Origin of the sequence: Legionella steelei (assembly GCF_001468005.1) — a bacterium.
Classification (GTDB): domain Bacteria; phylum Pseudomonadota; class Gammaproteobacteria; order Legionellales; family Legionellaceae; genus Legionella; species Legionella steelei.
The window spans coordinates 1677386-1697622 of record NZ_LNYY01000019.1 but is presented as its reverse complement, the minus strand read 5'-3'; the positions used below and the strand labels follow the sequence as shown (position 1 = coordinate 1697622).

Sequence of the window (20237 nt, the reverse complement as noted above, 5' to 3'; positions counted from 1 at the left end):
CAATGATGCGGCTCAATCGACATCTTTAGAAGACTCATCACTTCCTAATGAATACACTGATTTACCACATAATGATCAATAAATCCATAAACTTAGCAAGTTAACCATTAATAACCAGTCGGGAAAATGAATAAGTACTTACTCTAATTGGAAAGTTTTTTGAAACTGCTATATTAAGTAAAAAATGACAAAGCAGGCTGGGTTGTTAAATCCATGGTTTAAAAAAAACCAAAATATAAAAATTAAATACAAGGGAAATAATGGCTAGCAAAACCATTCTTAAAAGAAACCAATTTACTCGATTTATCCTGATGATTATTGGCGTGATTAGTATGGCTCATGCTTATGCATTTTTACCCAATGCCAGCAAGCAAATCCATACGATGCCGTCTCACGTGCAAGTTAAACCTGAACATAATCGAGAAATCATCGTGTTAATCCATGGTTTGATGCGTACATCCCTCAGTATGTGGCCATTAAAAAATTATTTGAAAAGACAAGGGTATGAAGTTTACTCTTACAGTTATCCATCGCACAAGTACAGTATTCAAGAGCATGGGCGTTTCTTAAATCAGTTTATTAAAAATTTATTAGAAAAAAATCCAGGTGCTCGAGTTAGTTTTATAACTCACAGTCTTGGAGGTATTATTACCCGGCAGGCATTATCAACCTGGTCACCAAAACAATTAAAAAAAATAGGTTGCCTCATCATGCTTGCCCCACCCAATCAGGGCTCAAAACTGGCGAAACTGTCTACCGAAATGCTCCCTATGTTTACTTTCCCAATAAAGCCATTGGCTGAATTGAGTTCTGAGCAAACATCGTATGTACATCACGTGCCTGTACCAAACATTAAAATTGGGATTATAGCCGGGCGCTATGATGCGAAAGTTCCTCCTGATTCGGCTCGCTTGCAAGGACAAAATGAACCAGTAGTTGTTAACTCCAATCATACCTTTATTATGAATAATACAACAACCAGACAATTAATTATGAGCTTTCTAAAAACAGGAACGTTTGCACAGGTGGCAGAGCGGTAATTCTAAAAAATTGTAGCCTGGATGCGTAGCGAAACCTGGGTTATGGCTTTGCCTTCACCCGGCCTACCATTTAATTTGATTTATTGTATTGGGACTTGAAGGCTACCAAATGGCCATTGCCATTTCTAAATCTTCTTCTTCGGTTTTTGTACCCCAATCATAATCTGTTCCTTCATCATAACCGCGAATCATCGAGCTCAATGTACGGATAACAACAATAAAAGGGTGAATGACCACACTGACTGCACTGAGTGCAAAACCCACCAAATCGTCAATAAGATTTATAGTGTGTCCAGGTAAACTAGGCCAAGACAAAGGATTTAAAAGACAAAAAGGTGTAATCAATACGCGTAATAAAAATGCAGTTAAATCATAGAGGGCACGTAATATATGGCAGAAAAAGCTTGTAATGGCATCGAGATGAAAACCGAAATTATAGTAAGGATAGAATTTGAACTCAGCATAAATTGCGGAGGCTGCAGTCGATGTTGCACTGAAAAAGGTAGTCAGAATAACTCTCCTGAGAAACAACAGAGCGCCATCTTATTCCATTTTTTATTATGACGCTACTTATTTGGCCTCTGTATTCAAGAGTATTGTTTTCTATTTGAAATAACTGGTTTTAAGAGGAAAATATGGGATGAAGTACCATTTTATGACCCCAAACGATGTGACATTGTCTGTGTTTCTGTAAAAATTAATTCAGTAATATTTTTACTTAAAAGATCGCGTACCGCTTGTTTTTTTTCTGCGGTAGACAGTTCTATATTAGAGAATAAATCTTGATATACTTCATGTTCATCGCTAAAAGAACCGAGACAAAAGCCATTGATTTCTCGAAGTTGCTGACATAAATAATTGAGTGTATCTCCTCGTTCATTGTTTGGCAGCACACTTAGAAATTCATTTTCAAGTTCGTCAGGTTGAGCATAGGTTGCCAACAGCAATAAAGTATCTAATACCTCAAGGCGGTTTATTTTTTCAGCTTCATTAGCAGTTTCCGAAAAAATACAGCGCATGGAATCAATAAACTCTTTTATCTTATTTTTCTCGAGCTCGATTTTTTTGAGTAGACGTTCATTCATTGTAGGCCCTCTCTGATTTAAAAATGCATTATATCGTATCAATTGCATGCTCCATAAAACTGATTTTAAAAAAACATCTGATCATTACATACCGTTTTTGTTTGAGATTGAGCATCAATTATTTGTTCGACGATTAAATCAATATCCTCGTGCATCAAACATTCCTTCTGAACCGCTTTCAAATTACCGAGATGACCATACAATAAAAGCATGTGCAATAGGGGCGTCTCAGTTTTATTTTCTTCAATTTTATTTTTTACCTGTTTTGGATCGAGAATTTTCATGACAATTCCGTTATTGCTCTTTTCAACAGTTAAACAGGGCATGCTATTTTCACCTTGCAATACAATTTTAAATCCGTAATCCATTACTGCAAATAATGAATCAATCTGGAATTCGGGGTGTTTTAATTTATCTAAAAAAAGTTGTTGATCACTTTTAGCACCTACATTAACTCGAGCTTTATTGAAAAAAGAGGCTAAATACAGCAAGGAACCTTTATTATGATTAATTGTGAGTGTTTTTTCTCCATGGGTATCGACGGTGGCAATTAAAGGAGGAGTTACTCCTCGTGCCACATTCGTATTGTAAAAATCTATGGTTATATTAGGCGCACAATAAACTAATAGATTGAGACTTGCTGTTTTATGCATATGGAGCAAGCTGGATGTATTGACATATCGACCTTTATCAGCAGAACCACTTTCTTCTTGTTTTGCTCTATCATAACAACGTTTAACCACTTGAGACATGTCATCCAAACAGGCACAGACTACGATGGAATTGTTATTTTTTTCCACTAAAGCTTTTTGTGATGATTTATAGGTCACTCCATCAATGAGTACATTCGGTCTTTTATCTTTCTGGGCATGCATACGCTCTTCAACAAGTTCACTAATCAAATAAGCACTGTCTTGAGTGCGGATAAAGGCTTGATCGGTTTCCTGTTTTTCAAATTCTTCTGTAAATGGCAGACAAATGCCTCGATAATCATCGGTAGCTAATGAGACATAATCTTTTCGGTCTTCTTTTTTAATATATTGACTGGAAATGGTACTCTTTCCACTTCCCGCAGGACCTAAAAAAACAAAGTCATGGTTATCCGTTAACGGATAAACCGTTTTTTTCTCCAGTTTATGTTTTTGAGCTAAAGCATCCAGATGGTCATCTAAAAACATGGACATCGTTTTGTTTACTACTTGTTTTTGAACTTTATTCCTTTCCATGACCAAACAGGATGCAAATTTAGATTCATATTCGGTGCTGCTTTTACTCACGGATGGGTATAATTGTGCCATTCGCTCATGAGCTCTTTGCACACAATGTTGATAACTGTCTGCTTGATATTCCTGAGTTCCTGGCCAAATTGCCATTAGTTCTAAGCAGTGCTCCTGTGATTCCATAATGCTATGGAATAATTGTTGTGCCAGTTGATTTACCTCTTCAGTATCCACTCGATAGTCGGTAATTAAGCGTGTCGCAATATGCAGCAGCAAAGCCGTTGGCAATCGGGGTACCAGAACATCGGTTAACCATTCTTCATGAGCTACGTTCGCATGTGTCAATTGCTCTTGGATGTCACCTTCCATAAAATTAGGTTGTAATATACGATTATAAGATTCCTGTAGTTTTCTCTCTCGAATGCTCCATCGATTAAAATCTTTCAGTGTCAAAACATGCCTCATATTGAAATGAGTCACTGCTGCTTCTCTTACTTCGTTTAATCTTCCATGGACTAATTTGAATGTTCCTTCTGGAAGATCTGATTTTTCACTAGTTGGTTTAATGACCTCTACTTGCGGACGTAAGGTTTCTAATGACAGTATTTTATGACCCGCATGCATAGAGCGTCTGAGCCTGATGCTGTCTGCTTGTTTGGGGGCTGGTGGTGTCTCTATTGCTGGAGCTGACACTGCTTTATGAGAATGAAGAATATCAAGCAATGGTTTGTTGAGGGACAAACGAGTTGCCATCTGTTCTTGCCCGCGAACAGGGAGTTTCACTACTGGTTTGGAAGTTAAGGACTTGTCGTGCTTTTTATTATAAAACTCAATACCTGAAGCAATTACCTCTTTAGTAAATGCGCTGACGCCTTGAATTTCTCCGTCTAAATTACCCGGGATTACATCAAGTATTTCATTATTGCGATCATAAAGGATTGTCATCACATAATCATGAGGATTCACGTGCGTGTAAGCAATTTCACCTAACTTCGTTTTACCTACAAGTTCTGCAAAAGGTTGCGAATGGAATGATGTTTTACCGCGAACAATATAGAGAATTTTTACATCATTCATTCCACCAAATTTGATTGCAACATCAAATTTATCTGTAACAGAACGTGTTCCATCGACACCAGTAGCTGCCAAGGTAGAAGCGGTTCCGGCGCGAATTTCATGTTTTTTAACATTATTTTCTTGTCCAGCCAATAAATGACCGTCAGCGGAATATTCACCAGTACGCGTCATTTTCTTAGCAAAAACTACGGTTTCATTTAAAGAGTCAGTTAAATGGCCTCCTCTAAAGACAACAGGTGCCGGACTCATACTTAATTTATCATTTTGATAGCCCTGTACCGTATGATAATGATGAACATCATTTTTAAGATACGCTGTAAGGTTCTTTTTAAGCTGCTCTCTAAAAACAACAAAAGGGCTTAAAACAAGTCCTGACGGATCTGTTAAAAATGTATGCTCGCTTTTACCCTGTGCATCGCGAACTGAAACATAGTTTCTATCGTTCACTAATCCATTCACTAGATGCACCAAATTTAATTTCCAAATTTTGTCTTGCTCAACACTATCTGGCACATATTGAATTAATTTATCGCTAGATGAGTTAAAAAGAATTCTTTTGATAAAATGTTCAAAATTATCTGCTGTTGTAGGAAACGCATCTCCAGGCTTTAAAAGCGGGGTTTGTCTGTAGAATTCTTTAAGTACTTTTAAATGAATGATCAGTTGCGTTATTTTCTCATCTAATTCGTTGTCTTTTTCATGGGAATTGTCATCAAGGGCTGCGATTATCGCTGTAATTTTTTTCATTAAATCGCCGACCGCATCGATCTCTTTTTGACATTCCTCACTTAGTTCTGTTGGCGTTTTCATTTGTTTTAACCAGGCATCAAGCTCATGGTTATAGCGTTGGCAGGCTCCTAAAACCAATTGATCTTGTAAGCGCTCCAAATTTCCCTGACTTAACCACTGATAAAGATTAAATTGATATCCTTCATCTTTAACCAGATCAACCGCTGGTAAATGGGATAAAAATAAGCTTGTACCCACGTCACTTTCCAAAAAAGCAATGCCTTTATCTCTTAATGCTGCAGTATTATTAAGAGCAAGATCTCCGGTATGACCTCGTTGTGATGTAATTTTCAAAAGATTTGGCAAATGACTCTTTAACTCTTCTTCGGTGGTATTTGAGTCTAGGGTAAAATCCAATTCGCTGAAATTGATTGTTGCGCTGATTTCGTTTCCGGAGAGATCAATAACTGTATATTTCAGTGCGTTATCGAGCAACTCAACATACAAGGTATTGTTATTTAGTGGTCTTGACTTTGGAAATTGAAAACTCAAATTATAACTAATAGCTTGGTAAAAATTTAATAGTGTTTGACTATTAATTTCTTTTGGAATCTCTACTTGATTACTTTTTATTCTGTTTTGATTAAATTCAGCGGTAAGATATTGGGTAAATGATAAAAGGAATGATTCATATAATGGTTCATTTGCCATAAATGTAATGAATTGATAATAGTCATCCTCGTCTGTTATTTTTTTGAAATTGGGAAAGCTCTTGGATAATTTTTTTTGTGTATATAAAAATTGGGTAAATACGGCATCAAATTGTTCAAGACTGACAATTCCCGCTGCTTTTAAATGTTCTACGGTGAGTTCTACAGATTTGTGCACACCAAGATGTAATGCCAATTTTTGAAGAAATAAAGAGTAGCGTGGATTGCTTTGTAATTTCTCTATTACTCGCTGCAAGCGAGCCTCATTAAATGCCTCTATACCCATGCTCTGAATTACTTCATCTTGAATATCAACTTTCTGTTTTTGTGCATCTTGAAGAATAACGAGAGCAATTTCTGGAGCGATGTTATCCCATCGGTAAATAACGCCATCACTCGCTTGTTGTTGTGAGTAGCTGCTAGCAGAGAGGGCAATTGCCTGACGCAAAGTGCGATGAAATTCATACCGAGGCAGATCTGCATCAACCAACGAGTCGAAATTTATACGCTGCTTAGAGTATAATTTATGCATATTATCGCCAACATGTATAACTAATGTTCTATGGTTTATAGCATAGCATTATTAAGATTTTATTAATTGGAACCCTAATAACTCGCGATGAAGACGCAGCTGCTCTCCAAAATAGTGTGAGGAATGAATTCGAAATATATTAAGTGAAGCAGAATAAAGTTGGCTTATCAAACTCAATGACTTTAGGGACGCTCACCGGCACACATACATAGCGTGCTCTGATGTAATTGCTAGCCTCTAACTAGCAATACCGGGGTTTTGGAGATGCGAATGACTTCTTCGGCTACACTTCCTGTAAGGAGATGATGAATTCCGCGCCGACCATGGGTACCTATAACAATTAAGTTAGCAGACATGGCTGTTGCTTCATCAATAAGTTTTTCCGCAATTTGGGGTTTAGAAGGGATTAACTCAGAAAGTTTCATTTCAAATTCTACTTTCGAACGACTAAGTATTTTCTTCATTGCATTTAAAATACCCTGGCCTTGTTCTCTAGCTAATTCAACAAATGTGTCGCGATCGACATCACCTTCATAGAGGGTATCAATTATATGAATCACATGGAGCGTGGAGTTTTGACTCTTTGCAAGTTTAATCGCTTCTTTTAACGCTAAAGAGGATGCTTTAGTATCATCCACTGCTACCAAAATTTTTTTGTACATAGATGAGACTTCCTTGCCAATTAAATTATTTATCAATAATACCTAGTTTTGCCTGCTTGCAACAATACATTTCCATTCTATATATCAGGACGTTTAATCCAATTGATAAGCCATTTTCCTTCATTCGTGCGTTCAAGACAGACGATAGTTCCCGGGACAAAGGCAACAAGGGGGGTGTCTTCATCAAGCATGACAAGTTTACCAATCAATTTGCCTATAAAAGGCATGTGCCCCACCAACATCATGTTGTGTTGTTGCTGATTGATTTCCGTTACAATCGGATTAACATCATCTAAAGGCTCCAGACCTTGATGAAATTCTATCTGCTCGGAAAAGGCTAAATTGGTTGCCAGTATGGATGCAGTTTGTTCCGCTCTGCGTTTGCCGCTGTGGAGTAGACGAGCAATTCCTATTTTTTTATGACTAAGAAAATGGCTTAAATGCTCAATCTCAGTTGTTCCCTTTTGAGTCAGTGATTGCTGGGGATCAATTTCTTTTCCTAAACTTTCTCCATGCTGGACGAGATATATTTTCATGCTGGTTCCTTCCTAATTGATTAACTCCTAGCTTCGCATTTTAAGGATTTCGCCATGTTCCACTAACTCAAATAAATTAAAGAAATGAGGAATAATGTAAGTATAGTTGAAGCAAAGGACGAAATGCATTTTGGATATTAAGTTTAAGTTGCAAAATGAACAGGGATACATCGAGGAGATATACTTGCGAGAAGTATATAGTATTATTTGTCGATTATAGTTTGTTTATTACATCGGTATATAATTTTACCTGTAGCAAGCTCAATGATTTCTCCTTCGGTTCCAGAAGGTTCTAAATCACATCGTTCACTTAAATGTATTTTTAAAGTGTCGATATTTTTTCCAGTGGTTGTAGAGATCACTTTATTCTCAATTTTAATTCGTGCTTCATAAAGATCTTTGGGGCTGAACGAGTTCATATCCAATACCTCCAATTTTGTTGTCCCTATATATATTATAGTTAAGCGGGCTCAATAAATGCACAACCGGAGTTAAAATTGTTTTTCCATGTGTTTTGTAGCCTGGGTGTCGCGCAGCGAAACCCAGGAACATTGGTCATTGAAACCCGGGTTTCGCTGCGCGACACCCAGGCTACACAATTAGTTGCATAAATTTTTATAAGTAGCAACCAAACTGTTGGGATTAGAAACAGGTAAGTCGGTATCAGCACTCCACATAATAGCACCTTTGAGTTGCTTGCTCTTGATAAATTGGCAGACCTCCTTAATCACTTCTGGAGATTGGTAGCCAACAAATTGTTTTGCTGAGGCATTGTAAAGATAAGATCCAGTAATAAATGGATTATTGCTCTCATCAAAGGCTTGGATGTGGTAGACCTTATAATTGAGTTGATTTATCAATTTATCTACAGCTTTATAAGGTAGTAGACCATCTTGTATCGAATATTCAGAAGTAAAATGGCTTGCAGCAGTCCACGGTTGTTCAAAACCAGGAAGAGCAAGGTTTTCACCAGGCTCGACACCAGAAAATCCTCGACCATAGGCTGCTAAGCCAACTTGTAATTTTTCTTTAGGCATTCCATATGCAAGAACCTGTTCTGTAATGGAGTCCGTTGCATAGTTAATGGCAAATTCATCTTTGTGATTGGTGTCTGGTTGCTTTAAATAGGCATGAGCGGCTGTATAGGGATCACTGCTTTGCGACCAAGGGCCATGTAAATCATAAGTCATTAAATTAACGCTATCGGCATAATTTGCGATTTGTTTAAACCAACCGCCATCTACCGAGTCATTAATTTTTTCTAGGTAATCTTTATTCACCGTGATGGTTACCGAGATATAGGCATCTTTTCCTAAGGTTTGTCGACTGGCTTTGACTAAATCAAAAAGATGTTTGTAGTCTGTCAGAGTGTTTGCATCAGGAGGTAATTGCCCGCCAGTTTGTAGATCAATAGGCGGTTCAAAATCATAATCAACTCCCTTTAAATTTTTGAAATGGTTCATCCAGGATTTAAATTGCTTTAAAAATTTATCTTGATTGGCGAAAATGGCTGCAAAAGTAGCGGTGCTGATTCCTTTATTTTCTGTTGTATTTGCCCCACCAACCGCAATAATGCGCTTTGCAGTATATTTGTTGGAATGAATAAAGGCGCCAAAACTGTTGAGTTGTCCTACACCTTTTTGGTCGGTGTAAGTAAATAATTCTTTTTGTCCTGTGTTGCCATTGATTTGCACCGAAGTACACGCGCCTTGATTTGCAGTACAAAAATCAAGGAAGTCTTTGGTTTCTGGAGGTAAAGGTGAGATCCAGGAGCCTTCTAAAGGCAACTCACCCCAAAGATCTGCAAAATGCATTAAACCATCCCAACTAGAGGGAATTTGATACTGAGCTTGATTGGGATCTTTACTATTCCATACTTGTAAAAAACTCCAGGCTATGACATCTGCTTTATTGAATTGAGCGACCATTTCCGGATTATAAACATACGCTAATTGTCCGTAAGGTCGACCTATTTTATAAGCACCATCATATTCATAAGGATTTTGACCATACATAGACCAATTGGTCGTATATAAAGTTAATGTTGCATTGGCTACTACAGGAATCAGAGCTGTAGTCAGCATGGTTAAGCGAATAATTTTCTTTAAAAAGGTCATTATGAATCTCCAATGAACAAGAAGTTGAATTTTAATTCTATTGATTGGCAGGTAACTACTGTCATTTATGACAGGGGCTCATAAGATTAATAATTGATACTCTAATGCCTTAGCTAAAGATTGATATTTATTTTTGGTACCTAATTTTTTATTGATTTTTTGGATGTGAAAATTAACTGTTCGCTCACTGATTTCAAGCCGTTGGGATATCTCTTTGACAGAATGTTGCTCTGCAATCAATAGCAAACATTGAATTTCACGCTGGGTCAAATGAAAAGCCTCTTTTTCGCTGACTTGCTCTAAAAGATGGGTTTGGATGTAATGGTAATAGAGATGTGCTGCAACAAAAAATTCATACTGCGCAGAGGTGTCTTGTAAATTACATTGCTGATTTTGCATTTGCACCAATAACAAAATTGCAAAATTATTATGTGGTCCATGAATAGGGATTGATAAACCTGCTTCTGAACCAAAGGCAATGGAGTCTTTACGCATGGCACGTTCTGATTCACTGGTGGCTTGTGCTAACTGTTGTTTTAAATTCCAATAAATCGGCAAATGATTGTTATAAACAAAACTCAGCGTGCTATCGATATTTTGGTATTGTTCTTCCAGGTAATGTTGATGCCATGATTTGAAATTGGCAGAACACATGTCATATTTTAAATGATTGGCTGAGTTTGGATGATATGCATAATAAGTAAATGAAAATGTTGTAATCCCTCTTTTACTTAAATAATCACTCAAGGTGAGATCACACTCAGCAAGTGAGCGTGCTTGTACCAATTCATTTTCTAAGGTTGTGAGTAAGTCAATCATACTGATTCATCACTCTGAAAGTTATCATGACCAGCATGATATTTGCGGCAAAAATATAAAGAAAAAAAACAGAATAACCAAGTTGTTGTTCTATCCAGCCACTAAACGCACCAAAAAATACATAACTTAAGGCCATAATAGAGGTACAAACAGTATACATTGACATGGGATAATCACTTTTGTTGGCTACTCCCAAAAGATATCCCATATAAGTCCCATTGGCTAAACCTACTGTGAATTGATTCAATAAAATAACAAGATACAGCAGGGGATGGTTTGTATCAAAAAGAGGGAATAAAAGATAAAGAAGATGACCAAAAAGCAAGAGGACCGTTACGTTTTTGACGCAATGTTCCAGTTTATAGTGCGTAATAAGCCAGCCTGAGATAAAAATACCCAACATCAAAAATGTACTGCCAAAAATCCCATAGAGCTGTCCAACCTGATATAAATTGAGCGCCAATCCTTCGCGATCCAACAAAAATAAAGGGATAATTTTTTGCATCTGTGCTTCGGAAAAATTGTATAAAAAAATGAAGAGTAATATGGGATAGATTTTTTTATTAAAGAATAGTGTTTTAAAAACTCGGTGATAGTTCGAATTAATCGATTCTGTTGGTGCGTTGTTTTCTGGGATTTTAGTTATATGATAACAGGTGAGTACAAATCCTATAACAAATAAACTGAGAAAAAACATTCGCCACACATTCAATTCATAATGCAAAGCAAGGCTGCTCATCAAGGCCAATAACCCTCCTTTAATGAACAATCTTCCCATTTGATAAAAAAAGCTGCGCCAAGCGACATATCTTTTCTGTTCTTTATTATTTAAATTAAGTAAATAAATACCATCAGAAACAATATCATGGAGCGACGAAATAAAGGCAAGGCTTACAAAACCCAAGGTACTGATGATAAGAAAATAGGGAGTATCGACACAAAATGCCATGATCATAAAAAGTAAGCTGATCGTGGCTTGACCATAAAGGATTAGTTTTTTCTTCGTAGCACGATCCTCTAAAAAAGGAGTGAACAGAGGCTTAATTGTCCAAGGCAGCATAAATAAACTGGTTAAAAACGCGGCATGTGTATTGGCCATCCCAAATTGTTGATACATGATGGTTGCGATCAAAGTGACGACCACATAGGGAATACTTTGAAAAAAATAGAGACTGGCTATCCATTGATAATTCTTTGGAGATACTGAAGAGGGCACGTGCTACTTCCTATCTATTGTTGTGCACATTGTAACATAATTGGTCATAAGTAAGAAATAGCTTTGTCAATGAACTATCACATACAATCCTCAGGCGTTTACGACAATGAGATATTTGAGCCTTACATGTGCTCTGCTGCAGGATAAAATTCTGACTCATTGGACTCTTCCAGTTCAGTTCTTATTTTAGAAATGTAACTATCCAGCGATTGTTGCTGTTCTTCGGGATGTTGGCTTATTATTCTCTGTATGCGTTCTGCAACAAGCAACATATCTTTTGCACGCACTGCTCTGATTTTATATTTAAGACTAAGATTCTCATTCATGTATGAGATAATTTGTTGTGTGTTTGCGGGAGTTTTTACATCGATGATAGGTCTGGCACAATATAACTCAAGATAGATGATTTCTTTCACTGAATTAGAAACAGTGGGCTCCATCAGTTGGGCTAATTTTTGTAGATGTTCCGAAAGATTTGTTTTACATGATTTTGCATCCATGAGCCAAGCCGCCAGAGAAAAAGTATTATCTTCCATGCCATAAGCTACATTGGATTGATAAATGTATCCCCAAATTCCTTCAGATGTTTTTTCATAAGCCAGCATGACGTAGGAGTGTCCTGGTATATCAATGCGAATTATTTGTGGCAAATTTTCTTGGAGTGCTTTACTTAGCTCGATAATTGATTGTGCCTCATTTTTTACTGTTATCATTTCATCGCCGGTTATCAATCGACACAATGCGTTTGCAATATCACCGCATCCCACGGGCGCGAATATAGCTTCAGATATGGGTGTATCGAGTATTCCAGTTTTTTCCATGGATAAGAAGATTTTAATTGTGAGCTCTATGTCTATTCCGCATATTGCTAAATACAGACGAGCATCTGCTACGCTATTAAAACGTCTCATAAAGGCAGACAATACCAGCCTTCGAAAGGCGTTATCAAAACTATCGATTGAAAAATGTTGATGAGAAGGGAAAAAAGCAAATTTGCTTTGCATGAAAATGGAAGAAAATTTTATATTGTTATACGATATTGCAACTTTTTGTTAGTTGTTGCAAGAATTATAATCAACGAAAGATACATTATGCGTGAAGCTAAAAATCATAAATTTTTTATACAAATCAACACAATTAAGGTTCATGCTCAAGCGATACTCAATCGTTTAAGAAAACAAAATAATGCTACTCATATAGTGCCGGCGATTAGCCTTATTCTTGAAGGAGAACAGTGCGATAATTCTTTACCTTCAGCAGAGATTATTATTTTAAACTCTCTTTTACATCACCCTGAGCAGTATATTAAGAATATCGATCCACAAGTCAAAGACGCCATTCATTCTGAAATAATAGAAATTCTAAAGGATTTTGTTGGTGAGTTTAATAATGATTCAGCTCTCTCAATGCGCGCGCCAATCTTTTGAATATATTTTATAACGTGTGCAACCTACATGAGACTCGCAAAATTCAAAGCTGGTTTTATAGTGGTACTCAGGATGGGTTTTCAGTTCTTTCCGTATGCAAGCATCTGTTGGTGCATAAGTATAATATGGCGGCCCACTTTTGTCATATGCGGACTGAAGAATAATTACTTCAGGCTTTATTTTTATCACTTCGCCACATTGCCAGTGATACATATCTTGCTGTGCGCTCATTGCCTTATTGTTTAGACAATACGAATCTAAAAAATTCAAATTACTTCGGTAACTAATGAGACCAACATCACCTAATGATACCCATGAGCCTGCAGGTACAGAACGGTCCAGCCAATCTGCAACTTGTTCTCTTAATACGATTCCTTGTTGAGGATTAAGAGTATACGTACGATACGCTTTTAGGCTCATGACTGGAATGAAAAAAAATGCGATATTTCCTGAAATAATATATAAAGCAAACACATAAACTTCCTTCCTTTCGGGTATCAAGCGGTCAAGAAAACTCATTAACCCCTGCAAAGAAAGAGGGAGAATTAATGCAAAAGTAGCTAGAAATAAACGATTGAAGAATGCTGAAACAAGCTCTGCTTTCCATAAGAGCAGCAAGTAAAGAAGTGTTGGCAACCAAAAAAAATAATGCCGCTTATCTTTTGACTTATAACTTGCCACTGCCGCAAGCAGTAAAAATGGCCAGGCAAAACGTAAATAGGACCAATCTAGTACAAAGTTAAATTCATTGCTAAACCCTTTACAATAAATAGGGTTGGGGAATATCCGACCAAAATAATGCCACCGCCATAGAAAATAGGGCAAAAAAACGGCAGCGAATACTAGCCCGCTTGCAAAAAGAGGCCTGTAGTATGCTTGCGAAAAAGATGGGCGATCCCAAAGTGCTAATGCATAAAGTAAAAGAGCGAGTGCTGGGGCTTCAGGACGTGTGAATGCAGTAAATGCAAAAAGTACGCCAGCAAACATCAAGAACAAGGGCTTTGACGCTGTGCGTTTTACAGGGAATAAGTTATAACCTATTCCGCGCAATAAAAAAAACAAGGCAAAGCAAATAAATGCTTGATAAACCGCTGTCTCCATGCCGCTCACAGCCCAGAAAATTTGATCCCGGTACACTAACAGCCAAAAGCAAGGAATAAATGCAAACCAGACTGAGCAAAATAATCTGGACAAACAATATACTGCCCAAGCTGTAAATACTAATCCTAAAAAACCTGCCACTTTTAATAAAAAGAGAGGATCTAAATTTAAAGCGATGGCTGCAGAAGAAAGAAGAAGAAAACTAAAACTGGAATATCCTTCTACTGGTGCTTCTCCAATATTCCACAATAATCCATTGCCACTTACCCAATGTTTTGCATAACGTAATGGAATATAAACATCATCAATAACAAAAGGCCAGGCAGCAAGAGACTGCAAAAGAATAAGGTAAGTCCCAATAAGCAGTACAAGTAATATATATAATTTTTTATGCATGAATTTCATTCATTGAGCCCGTATTATACAAAATATCTAGAAGCCCCATTATTCTAAATCGTGTACGGAGAATTGGTTTTCAATAACAATAGTAAAACAAATGCTATAAAAATCGTATCTTTTTTATTCTTAACAAGGATAATACATTTTGTTCTATGTCCTGTTTGCTTGGGTATATCATATGGGCGTTGAACTTGATAAATGGCTCAAAAAAAATTTGTTAATAGCCTTAGGCTTTCTTGATTATCTGTACATAGCTGGTTCCATCTTCCCCCGCGACAACGCCGTGAATTTCAGTTGCAAAACCCGGTAATGCTTCTCCTATATCATCTAGCATGAGTAAAAAATCAAGAATTGATTGACTCTCATCAGTAATTTGTTCTCCCGGCATAACCAAGGGAATACCTGGTGGGTAGGGCAGAATCATTGCAGCAGAAATATGATCTTTTAATTGCGATAGGGGGATAAGTTGCGTTTCTTGCCTAATAAGTTTTTGGTATGCCTGATGAGGTGTCATAATGACTTGAGGCAGTGTATCAAAAGCGTGATACATCACTTGGGGTAAATTATGTTTAAGCATTAAACCATGGATGGTTTTAGCCAGAGTTTGAATGGACATTTTTTCATAAAATTCGGGATGCTCTTGATACAATTGAGGGAGTATGATTTTAACTGGTACATTTTCATCATAAAGCTGTTTAAATTTATTTAAAGCAGCCAATAAAGACATGGATTTTGCACGAGTAATTCCTAAACTAAATAAAAACAACATCGAATAGGGGCCTGTTTTTTCAACAATGACTCCATGCGACGCAAGAAATTTTTCTACTATTACCGCAGGAATACCCCAATCATCTAATTCTTCATTCTTGATCCCAGGTAAAAGTACCGTTACTTTGACCGGGTCTAAAAATAAATGATCCTCATCGACGTGATGAAAACCATGCCATTTTTCATTGGGTTTTAAAGGGAAACAGGATAATTTTTTTTCTAATGTGGGTTGCCACACGTCAAAATACCAATCAGAGCTTTGTTTTTTTAAGCGTTTTACTTCCATGCGAAAATCTAATGCTAACTCAATCGCCTCATTGATTAAGTCATACCCATGATTACCGGCCATCATTGCAGCAGAGACTTCACAACTGGCAACAAGAGGATAAAAAGGAGACGTACTCATATGCATCATGTAATTGGCATTCAGTATGTCTTTATCAAAAGAACCTTTAACATGGATCATAGATGATTGACTGAAGGCTGCTAATAATTTGTGAGTTGATTGTGTTTCAAAGATCACTTGATCCTTTTTTGGCGTTAGACTGAGTCCAAATTTTTCAGCGTAAATGGGATGAAAATTGGTATAGGGGACCCAGGCACTATCAAAATGCAAATGCTGTACCTTGAGCTCATTTTGCAAATGTTCTACTTTATAAAGTATGCCATCATATGTTGAGTTAGTGATAACTGCATAAGTAGGCCAAGCAGTGGCCTCTGGATGTTCAAGAATTTTATCTTGGATTGCTTTTTCTGAGTACTCCGATTTAGGGATCCCCCCGAGAATTCCATAAGTATTTCGTGTAGGTTTTAGATAAATAGGAACTACATCAACCATCATCAAAAAATGAGCGATTGATTTATGACAATTACGATCAATCACCACGGTATCGCCTGCAGTTGCCGAATACATGCCCACTATTTTATTTGATGTTGATGTACCATTAGTTACAATTAAGGAACGATCACTTTTAAAGATATTGGCTATAAACTGCTCTGCATCACGTTGAGGCCCAGAATGGTCCAGCAAACTTCCAAGTTCTTCAATTGAAATTGAAAGATCCGCATGAAAAATATTTTTACCGAAAAAGTCATAAAATGCGGCACTGGTAGGGCTTTTCTGAAAGGCTGTTCCGCCTAAATGACCTGGTGTGCAAAATGCGTAATTCAATTCATGCACATAACGCATCAGAGCTTTGGTAAAAGGAGGTAAAATCTCTTGTTGGTATTTGTCTATGGCAAGTACCATGCGTTTAAAATCATCATGTGCTAAGTTGGCATCATATTGCAAAAAATCCAGAGTGAGATCAAAGTCACTTAGATTAATGTCAATGGAGGCGTGCTTATTGGTCATTGCAAAAATGGGCAACAATTTATTGTGATTCGAAAAATGATGTAAATCATCGAATCCAAAATTATCCCAATCATAAAGAATAGCAACAATTCGTGGGTTTAAGCTGCTCACATCATAGGCATCTTTTAATGATGTGCATACCGTGAGCACGTAGTTTCGCTGTGTTAAAAAATCCTCGAGCATACTAATAAAATGCTTTTTGTACTCTTCAATTTGTTGTGCATAAACAATAAGAATATGATTCATATAGTCCTTTACATCAATAAGCCCCTTAAATGTACTTTAGCTCAATATGAAGGAAATGGAATATTTTTATAACGATTGATACATTTTGCGTGCCAGAAAAAGTTATCTTAGCAAATGCCACGACGCTTTGTTGTAAAAACATTAACCAAAAATTAACAAAATATAGCAAATTAAACTATACTAACCATGCATAAATGTAATTTTAATGAACGAATTGATCAAATAATTACAAGGAGTGTTATATGTTATCAAAAAATGCTAAAAAAATTATACTGGTCATCGCTATGAGTGGCTTCATTTCTAATTCTTTTGCAGCTTGGGGCTACCATAGAAACTATACTGTTTGTCGAGGGGGAACCTGTCACCACACGAGTGTTAACAAAGGTTGTGTTAACGGCCATTGTGGTACCACGCGATATGGTAGTACCTGGCATAGATAATCATCGCAAGGAAGGTTGGGGGCATGTTGATCCAACCTTCTAAACTTTATATACATCCACATCGTTCTTAAGCTGTTTGGCAATCTCATCTAAATGATGAATGAATGTCATCATTTCTTTGATGCCGATGGAAAAAGTGGAAGTCGTACGATTAATTTCATTCATGCTCTCAACAATTTGCTCAATGCCAACGGCTTCTTGACGAATGGCCACCTCAATGTGCTGGCTTGCAATCGAGGCATCATTAATCATTTTGCTCAGTGTTTGAATGACTGTACCTGCTTTTTCAATCAATTTTGCACCTGAATCCAACGTTTTCGTACCTTCTTCGGTAACAATAACTGCTTTTTCAGTAGCACGTCGAATGTCTTCAAGAATTTTTTGTACTTGCACGGTCGATTGTTCTGATTGTTCGGCAAGACTTCTTACCTCTTTGGCTACTGCTGCAAAACCTTTTCCAGACTCTCCCGCTTTTGATGCTTCAATTGCTGCATTCAAAGCCAGCATCTTTGATTGTTGCGCCAAAGTATTGACCACGGCAGTAATATCACCGATTTGCTGGGTGCGATTATTTAAATCTAGTATGGTTTGGGTAATGAGCTTCATTTTTTCTTCTGAAGCTTTAATACCATGAATACTTTGTTCCACGGATTGTGTACCTAGTTTCCCTTGCTCATAAGTATTTTTAGCGACCTCCCGTAGCGTTTGTGCTTTTTCCATGGTTTGCTTCGAGCTCTTATCTATTTCTTCCAGTGAAGCACTGATTTCATTAATAGCTGATGCTTGTGAGGTAATACTTTCTGCCTGCTCATCAGCCGAAGTAATAACCGTTTTAACCATAGAGACTATGTTATTACTGACGGTGGTAATATTGTGAGTAATTGATGCCAAGCCATCTGTCATTGAATTTAAATCTTGGCCTAGATCTCGTAATATTTCTTCTTTATCCAGTTCAAGACGTTCACGGAGATCTCCTGCAGCAACTTTGCTGCTGTATTCGCTAAATTTTTTTGATGAGTTGACTAATTGTTCATATAACGCTCGAGATTCTTCTTCTTTTTTACGCAGCGCTGCATCATTTGCTGCAATCGCCTCTTGCATGGCCCTAAGTGATATAAACAGTTTTCCCAGTCTACCTGTTGAGCGTAGTAAAACTGGCACATTACGCTCACCATGTGCAATTCGTTCTGCAATATTAATGGCATAATCTACAGCATCTAATATCGATTTCTGTGTTACATAAGGCACAATAATAGTTAAAGCAATGGCTAAGCTAAGTAGCCAATAAGCCGTTTGTTTTAAAGAATCTAAGTTTGTATTTATTTTATATGAGTTTTTCGCAATTTCGTTTGAGATATTGTTGAAAAGCCCTCCGACTCTTCTTCCTGCCTTATCAGAGTACTGACCATCAATAAGATCAATCATTTTACTTATAAGGTCGTGTGTCGCATTTCTACTGTCTTCAGTATTATTTTGATTATTAGGGTCTCTATAAGCATTGATTATTTTTGCTTGAGTTTCATAAAGAGGACCATACATTTCTTGAAGTTTGTCCCATTTTTTCTGTAATTCTGTATTATCCAACTCCTTGGAGTGCATTCTTTGATCCCATATATTTCGGTCTTCATTAATGTCTTTCCATAGACGTGCAAAATATTCTTTATCCTTGGGCTCTCCAGTCATTGCCCAATGTTCAAGAATATCTTGGGTTTCATAAATTTGGACATCAAGAAGTTGAGGTAAACTTTCACGACTAATTGTTTGGCTTAACTCCATGATATAATTTATTTTGGGCAGCAATAGCGCAACTAATATCAATACAGGCAAACAAAGCGTCATAAAGCCAATAATCAATCGAGTACGGATCGAAAAAATAAAACCGTGGGGGGATGTTTTGTCCATATCTCTCTCCTATTTCCTATAATTCTAGATTTTTTTTACATAAATAGCTCTGGACTGAACATTCATTCATTTAAAGTTTTAGAAAAATGCAAGCTAGAATTAGGTCGTTCCTATGTAGATACATTACAAGATTCTAAATATTCTAATATGAAGCACTAATATTTAATATAGGCGTGATTAGCATATGTTTTTGAGCCTGAACACAAAATGCGTGGCAAAAAGTCTGTTGGATGTGACAATGGGGAGGTTGGGCCATTTTGACCCAACGCACACTATCAGCAGGGTTATTTTTTAGCAGCACGTAGAGAAATTGCAATGAGAATATAGGTCCAGCCACTGACTATCATATCAATCGCAATAAACATTCCAATGACCCATAATCCACTCATTGGCCAATGTAATAAAATAAGGATGCCAAGTATTAAGGAGGTCAACCCAGCAAAAAAGATCCAGCCCCAGCCTTTGGTATCTCGTAAGGACATAGACATGGTAATACGTGTCACACCAATAATGATAAGTGTCCAAGCCAGTAGGGCGGTAATAATTGTAGAGGCTAATAAAGGATCATATAAGATGATACCCGCTCCAATGAGGTACAATATGGCAATGCCGATTTCCCAAATAGTTGTACTCCATCTTTTATATCTAAATGAATCAGCAATGTGTGATAGTCCGGAGAGCATGAGCAGCGCTGCAAAAAAATACATGCTTACTATGGTTAATGCGATCTCCATTCCTAAACCAATAAACCCTAAGATTAATAGGAGCACGCCAAAACCAAAGAGCCATCCTCGTCGATGTTTCAATGGTTTTGCTTCAGGATGATGAACAACATTATGTGTAGTAGCCATATCAGT

Annotated in this window: 17 protein-coding genes; 3 read left to right on the top strand and 14 right to left on the bottom strand. The window is 37.1% G+C overall.

Annotation, left to right across the window (positions count from 1 at the left end; translation table 11 throughout):
• Window positions 1-260 precede the first annotated feature (260 nt).
• Complete coding sequence (locus Lste_RS11595; protein ID WP_058511086.1) at window positions 261-1040, top strand: esterase/lipase family protein; 780 nt, start codon at window positions 261-263, stop codon at window positions 1038-1040.
• Window positions 1041-1142: 102 nt separating this feature from the next.
• Here the strand turns inward: Lste_RS11595 and Lste_RS11590 are convergent, their stop codons facing one another.
• The 10 genes from Lste_RS11590 to Lste_RS11545 all read right to left on the bottom strand — a co-directional run bounded on the left by Lste_RS11590 (window position 1143) and on the right by Lste_RS11545 (window position 12654).
• On the bottom strand, window positions 1143-1571 hold the full coding sequence (locus Lste_RS11590; protein ID WP_237760475.1) for a hypothetical protein: 429 nt from the start codon (window positions 1569-1571) through the stop codon (window positions 1143-1145).
• A 122-nt stretch (window positions 1572-1693) separates the two neighbouring features.
• A complete protein-coding gene (locus Lste_RS11585) occupies window positions 1694-2173 on the bottom strand; it encodes a hypothetical protein (RefSeq protein ID WP_237760474.1) in 480 nt (159 codons plus the stop codon).
• Between the two features lie 17 nt (window positions 2174-2190).
• On the bottom strand, window positions 2191-6393 hold the full coding sequence (locus tag Lste_RS11580; protein ID WP_058511085.1) for a DEAD/DEAH box helicase family protein: 4203 nt from the start codon (window positions 6391-6393) through the stop codon (window positions 2191-2193).
• A 230-nt stretch (window positions 6394-6623) separates the two neighbouring features.
• Window positions 6624-7055 carry a universal stress protein gene (locus Lste_RS11575; RefSeq protein ID WP_058511084.1) on the bottom strand — a complete coding sequence of 144 codons (432 nt, stop codon included), beginning with the start codon at window positions 7053-7055 and terminating at the stop codon, window positions 6624-6626.
• Window positions 7056-7132: 77 nt separating this feature from the next.
• The gene (gene sixA / locus Lste_RS11570; RefSeq protein ID WP_058511083.1) at window positions 7133-7591 is read right to left on the bottom strand and encodes a phosphohistidine phosphatase SixA; all 459 of its coding nucleotides are present in this window, start codon (window positions 7589-7591) and stop codon (window positions 7133-7135) included.
• A 203-nt stretch (window positions 7592-7794) separates the two neighbouring features.
• A complete protein-coding gene (locus Lste_RS11565; RefSeq protein WP_058511082.1) occupies window positions 7795-8010 on the bottom strand; it encodes a hypothetical protein in 216 nt (71 codons plus the stop codon).
• Between the two features lie 180 nt (window positions 8011-8190).
• Entirely contained in the window at window positions 8191-9708 is a 1518-nt protein-coding gene (locus Lste_RS11560; protein ID WP_058511081.1) for a glycosyl hydrolase family 18 protein, read from the bottom strand.
• A gap of 78 nt (window positions 9709-9786) precedes the next feature.
• Window positions 9787-10527, bottom strand: coding sequence for a helix-turn-helix transcriptional regulator (locus Lste_RS11555; protein WP_058511080.1), 741 nt, complete (start codon window positions 10525-10527; stop codon window positions 9787-9789).
• Window positions 10520-11743, bottom strand: coding sequence for an MFS transporter (locus Lste_RS11550; protein WP_058511079.1), 1224 nt, complete (start codon window positions 11741-11743; stop codon window positions 10520-10522). Before Lste_RS11550 ends, Lste_RS11555 begins: the two co-directional genes overlap by 8 nt.
• Before the next feature lie 122 nt (window positions 11744-11865).
• Window positions 11866-12654 carry a hypothetical protein gene (locus Lste_RS11545; RefSeq protein WP_237760473.1) on the bottom strand — a complete coding sequence of 263 codons (789 nt, stop codon included), beginning with the start codon at window positions 12652-12654 and terminating at the stop codon, window positions 11866-11868.
• A 180-nt stretch (window positions 12655-12834) separates the two neighbouring features.
• Between Lste_RS11545 and Lste_RS11540 the strand changes: the two genes are divergently transcribed.
• Entirely contained in the window at window positions 12835-13170 is a 336-nt protein-coding gene (locus tag Lste_RS11540; protein ID WP_058511722.1) for a hypothetical protein, read from the top strand.
• On the opposite strand, the gene Lste_RS11535 is transcribed toward Lste_RS11540, so the two are convergent.
• Both Lste_RS11535 and ldcC read right to left on the bottom strand, forming a co-directional pair.
• Window positions 13147-14667, bottom strand: a complete 1521-nt coding sequence (locus Lste_RS11535) for a hypothetical protein (protein ID WP_058511077.1) — start codon at window positions 14665-14667, stop codon at window positions 13147-13149. The two genes, Lste_RS11540 and Lste_RS11535, sit on opposite strands and share 24 nt — an antisense overlap.
• 229 nt (window positions 14668-14896) lie before the next feature.
• The gene (ldcC, locus tag Lste_RS11530; protein ID WP_058511076.1) at window positions 14897-17038 is read right to left on the bottom strand and encodes a lysine decarboxylase LdcC; all 2142 of its coding nucleotides are present in this window, start codon (window positions 17036-17038) and stop codon (window positions 14897-14899) included.
• A gap of 242 nt (window positions 17039-17280) precedes the next feature.
• Here ldcC and Lste_RS11525 point away from each other — a divergent pair, with 242 nt between their 5' ends.
• Window positions 17281-17478, top strand: coding sequence for a hypothetical protein (locus Lste_RS11525; protein ID WP_083503948.1), 198 nt, complete (start codon window positions 17281-17283; stop codon window positions 17476-17478).
• Window positions 17479-17517: 39 nt separating this feature from the next.
• Here Lste_RS11525 and Lste_RS11520 read toward each other — a convergent pair whose 3' ends face one another.
• Both Lste_RS11520 and Lste_RS11515 read right to left on the bottom strand, forming a co-directional pair.
• On the bottom strand, window positions 17518-19380 hold the full coding sequence (locus Lste_RS11520; protein WP_058511074.1) for a methyl-accepting chemotaxis protein: 1863 nt from the start codon (window positions 19378-19380) through the stop codon (window positions 17518-17520).
• Between the two features lie 284 nt (window positions 19381-19664).
• Window positions 19665-20231: an HdeD family acid-resistance protein gene (locus Lste_RS11515; protein ID WP_058511073.1), complete on the bottom strand. Its 567-nt coding sequence runs from the start codon at window positions 20229-20231 to the stop codon at window positions 19665-19667.
• Between the last annotated feature and the right edge of the window lie 6 nt (window positions 20232-20237).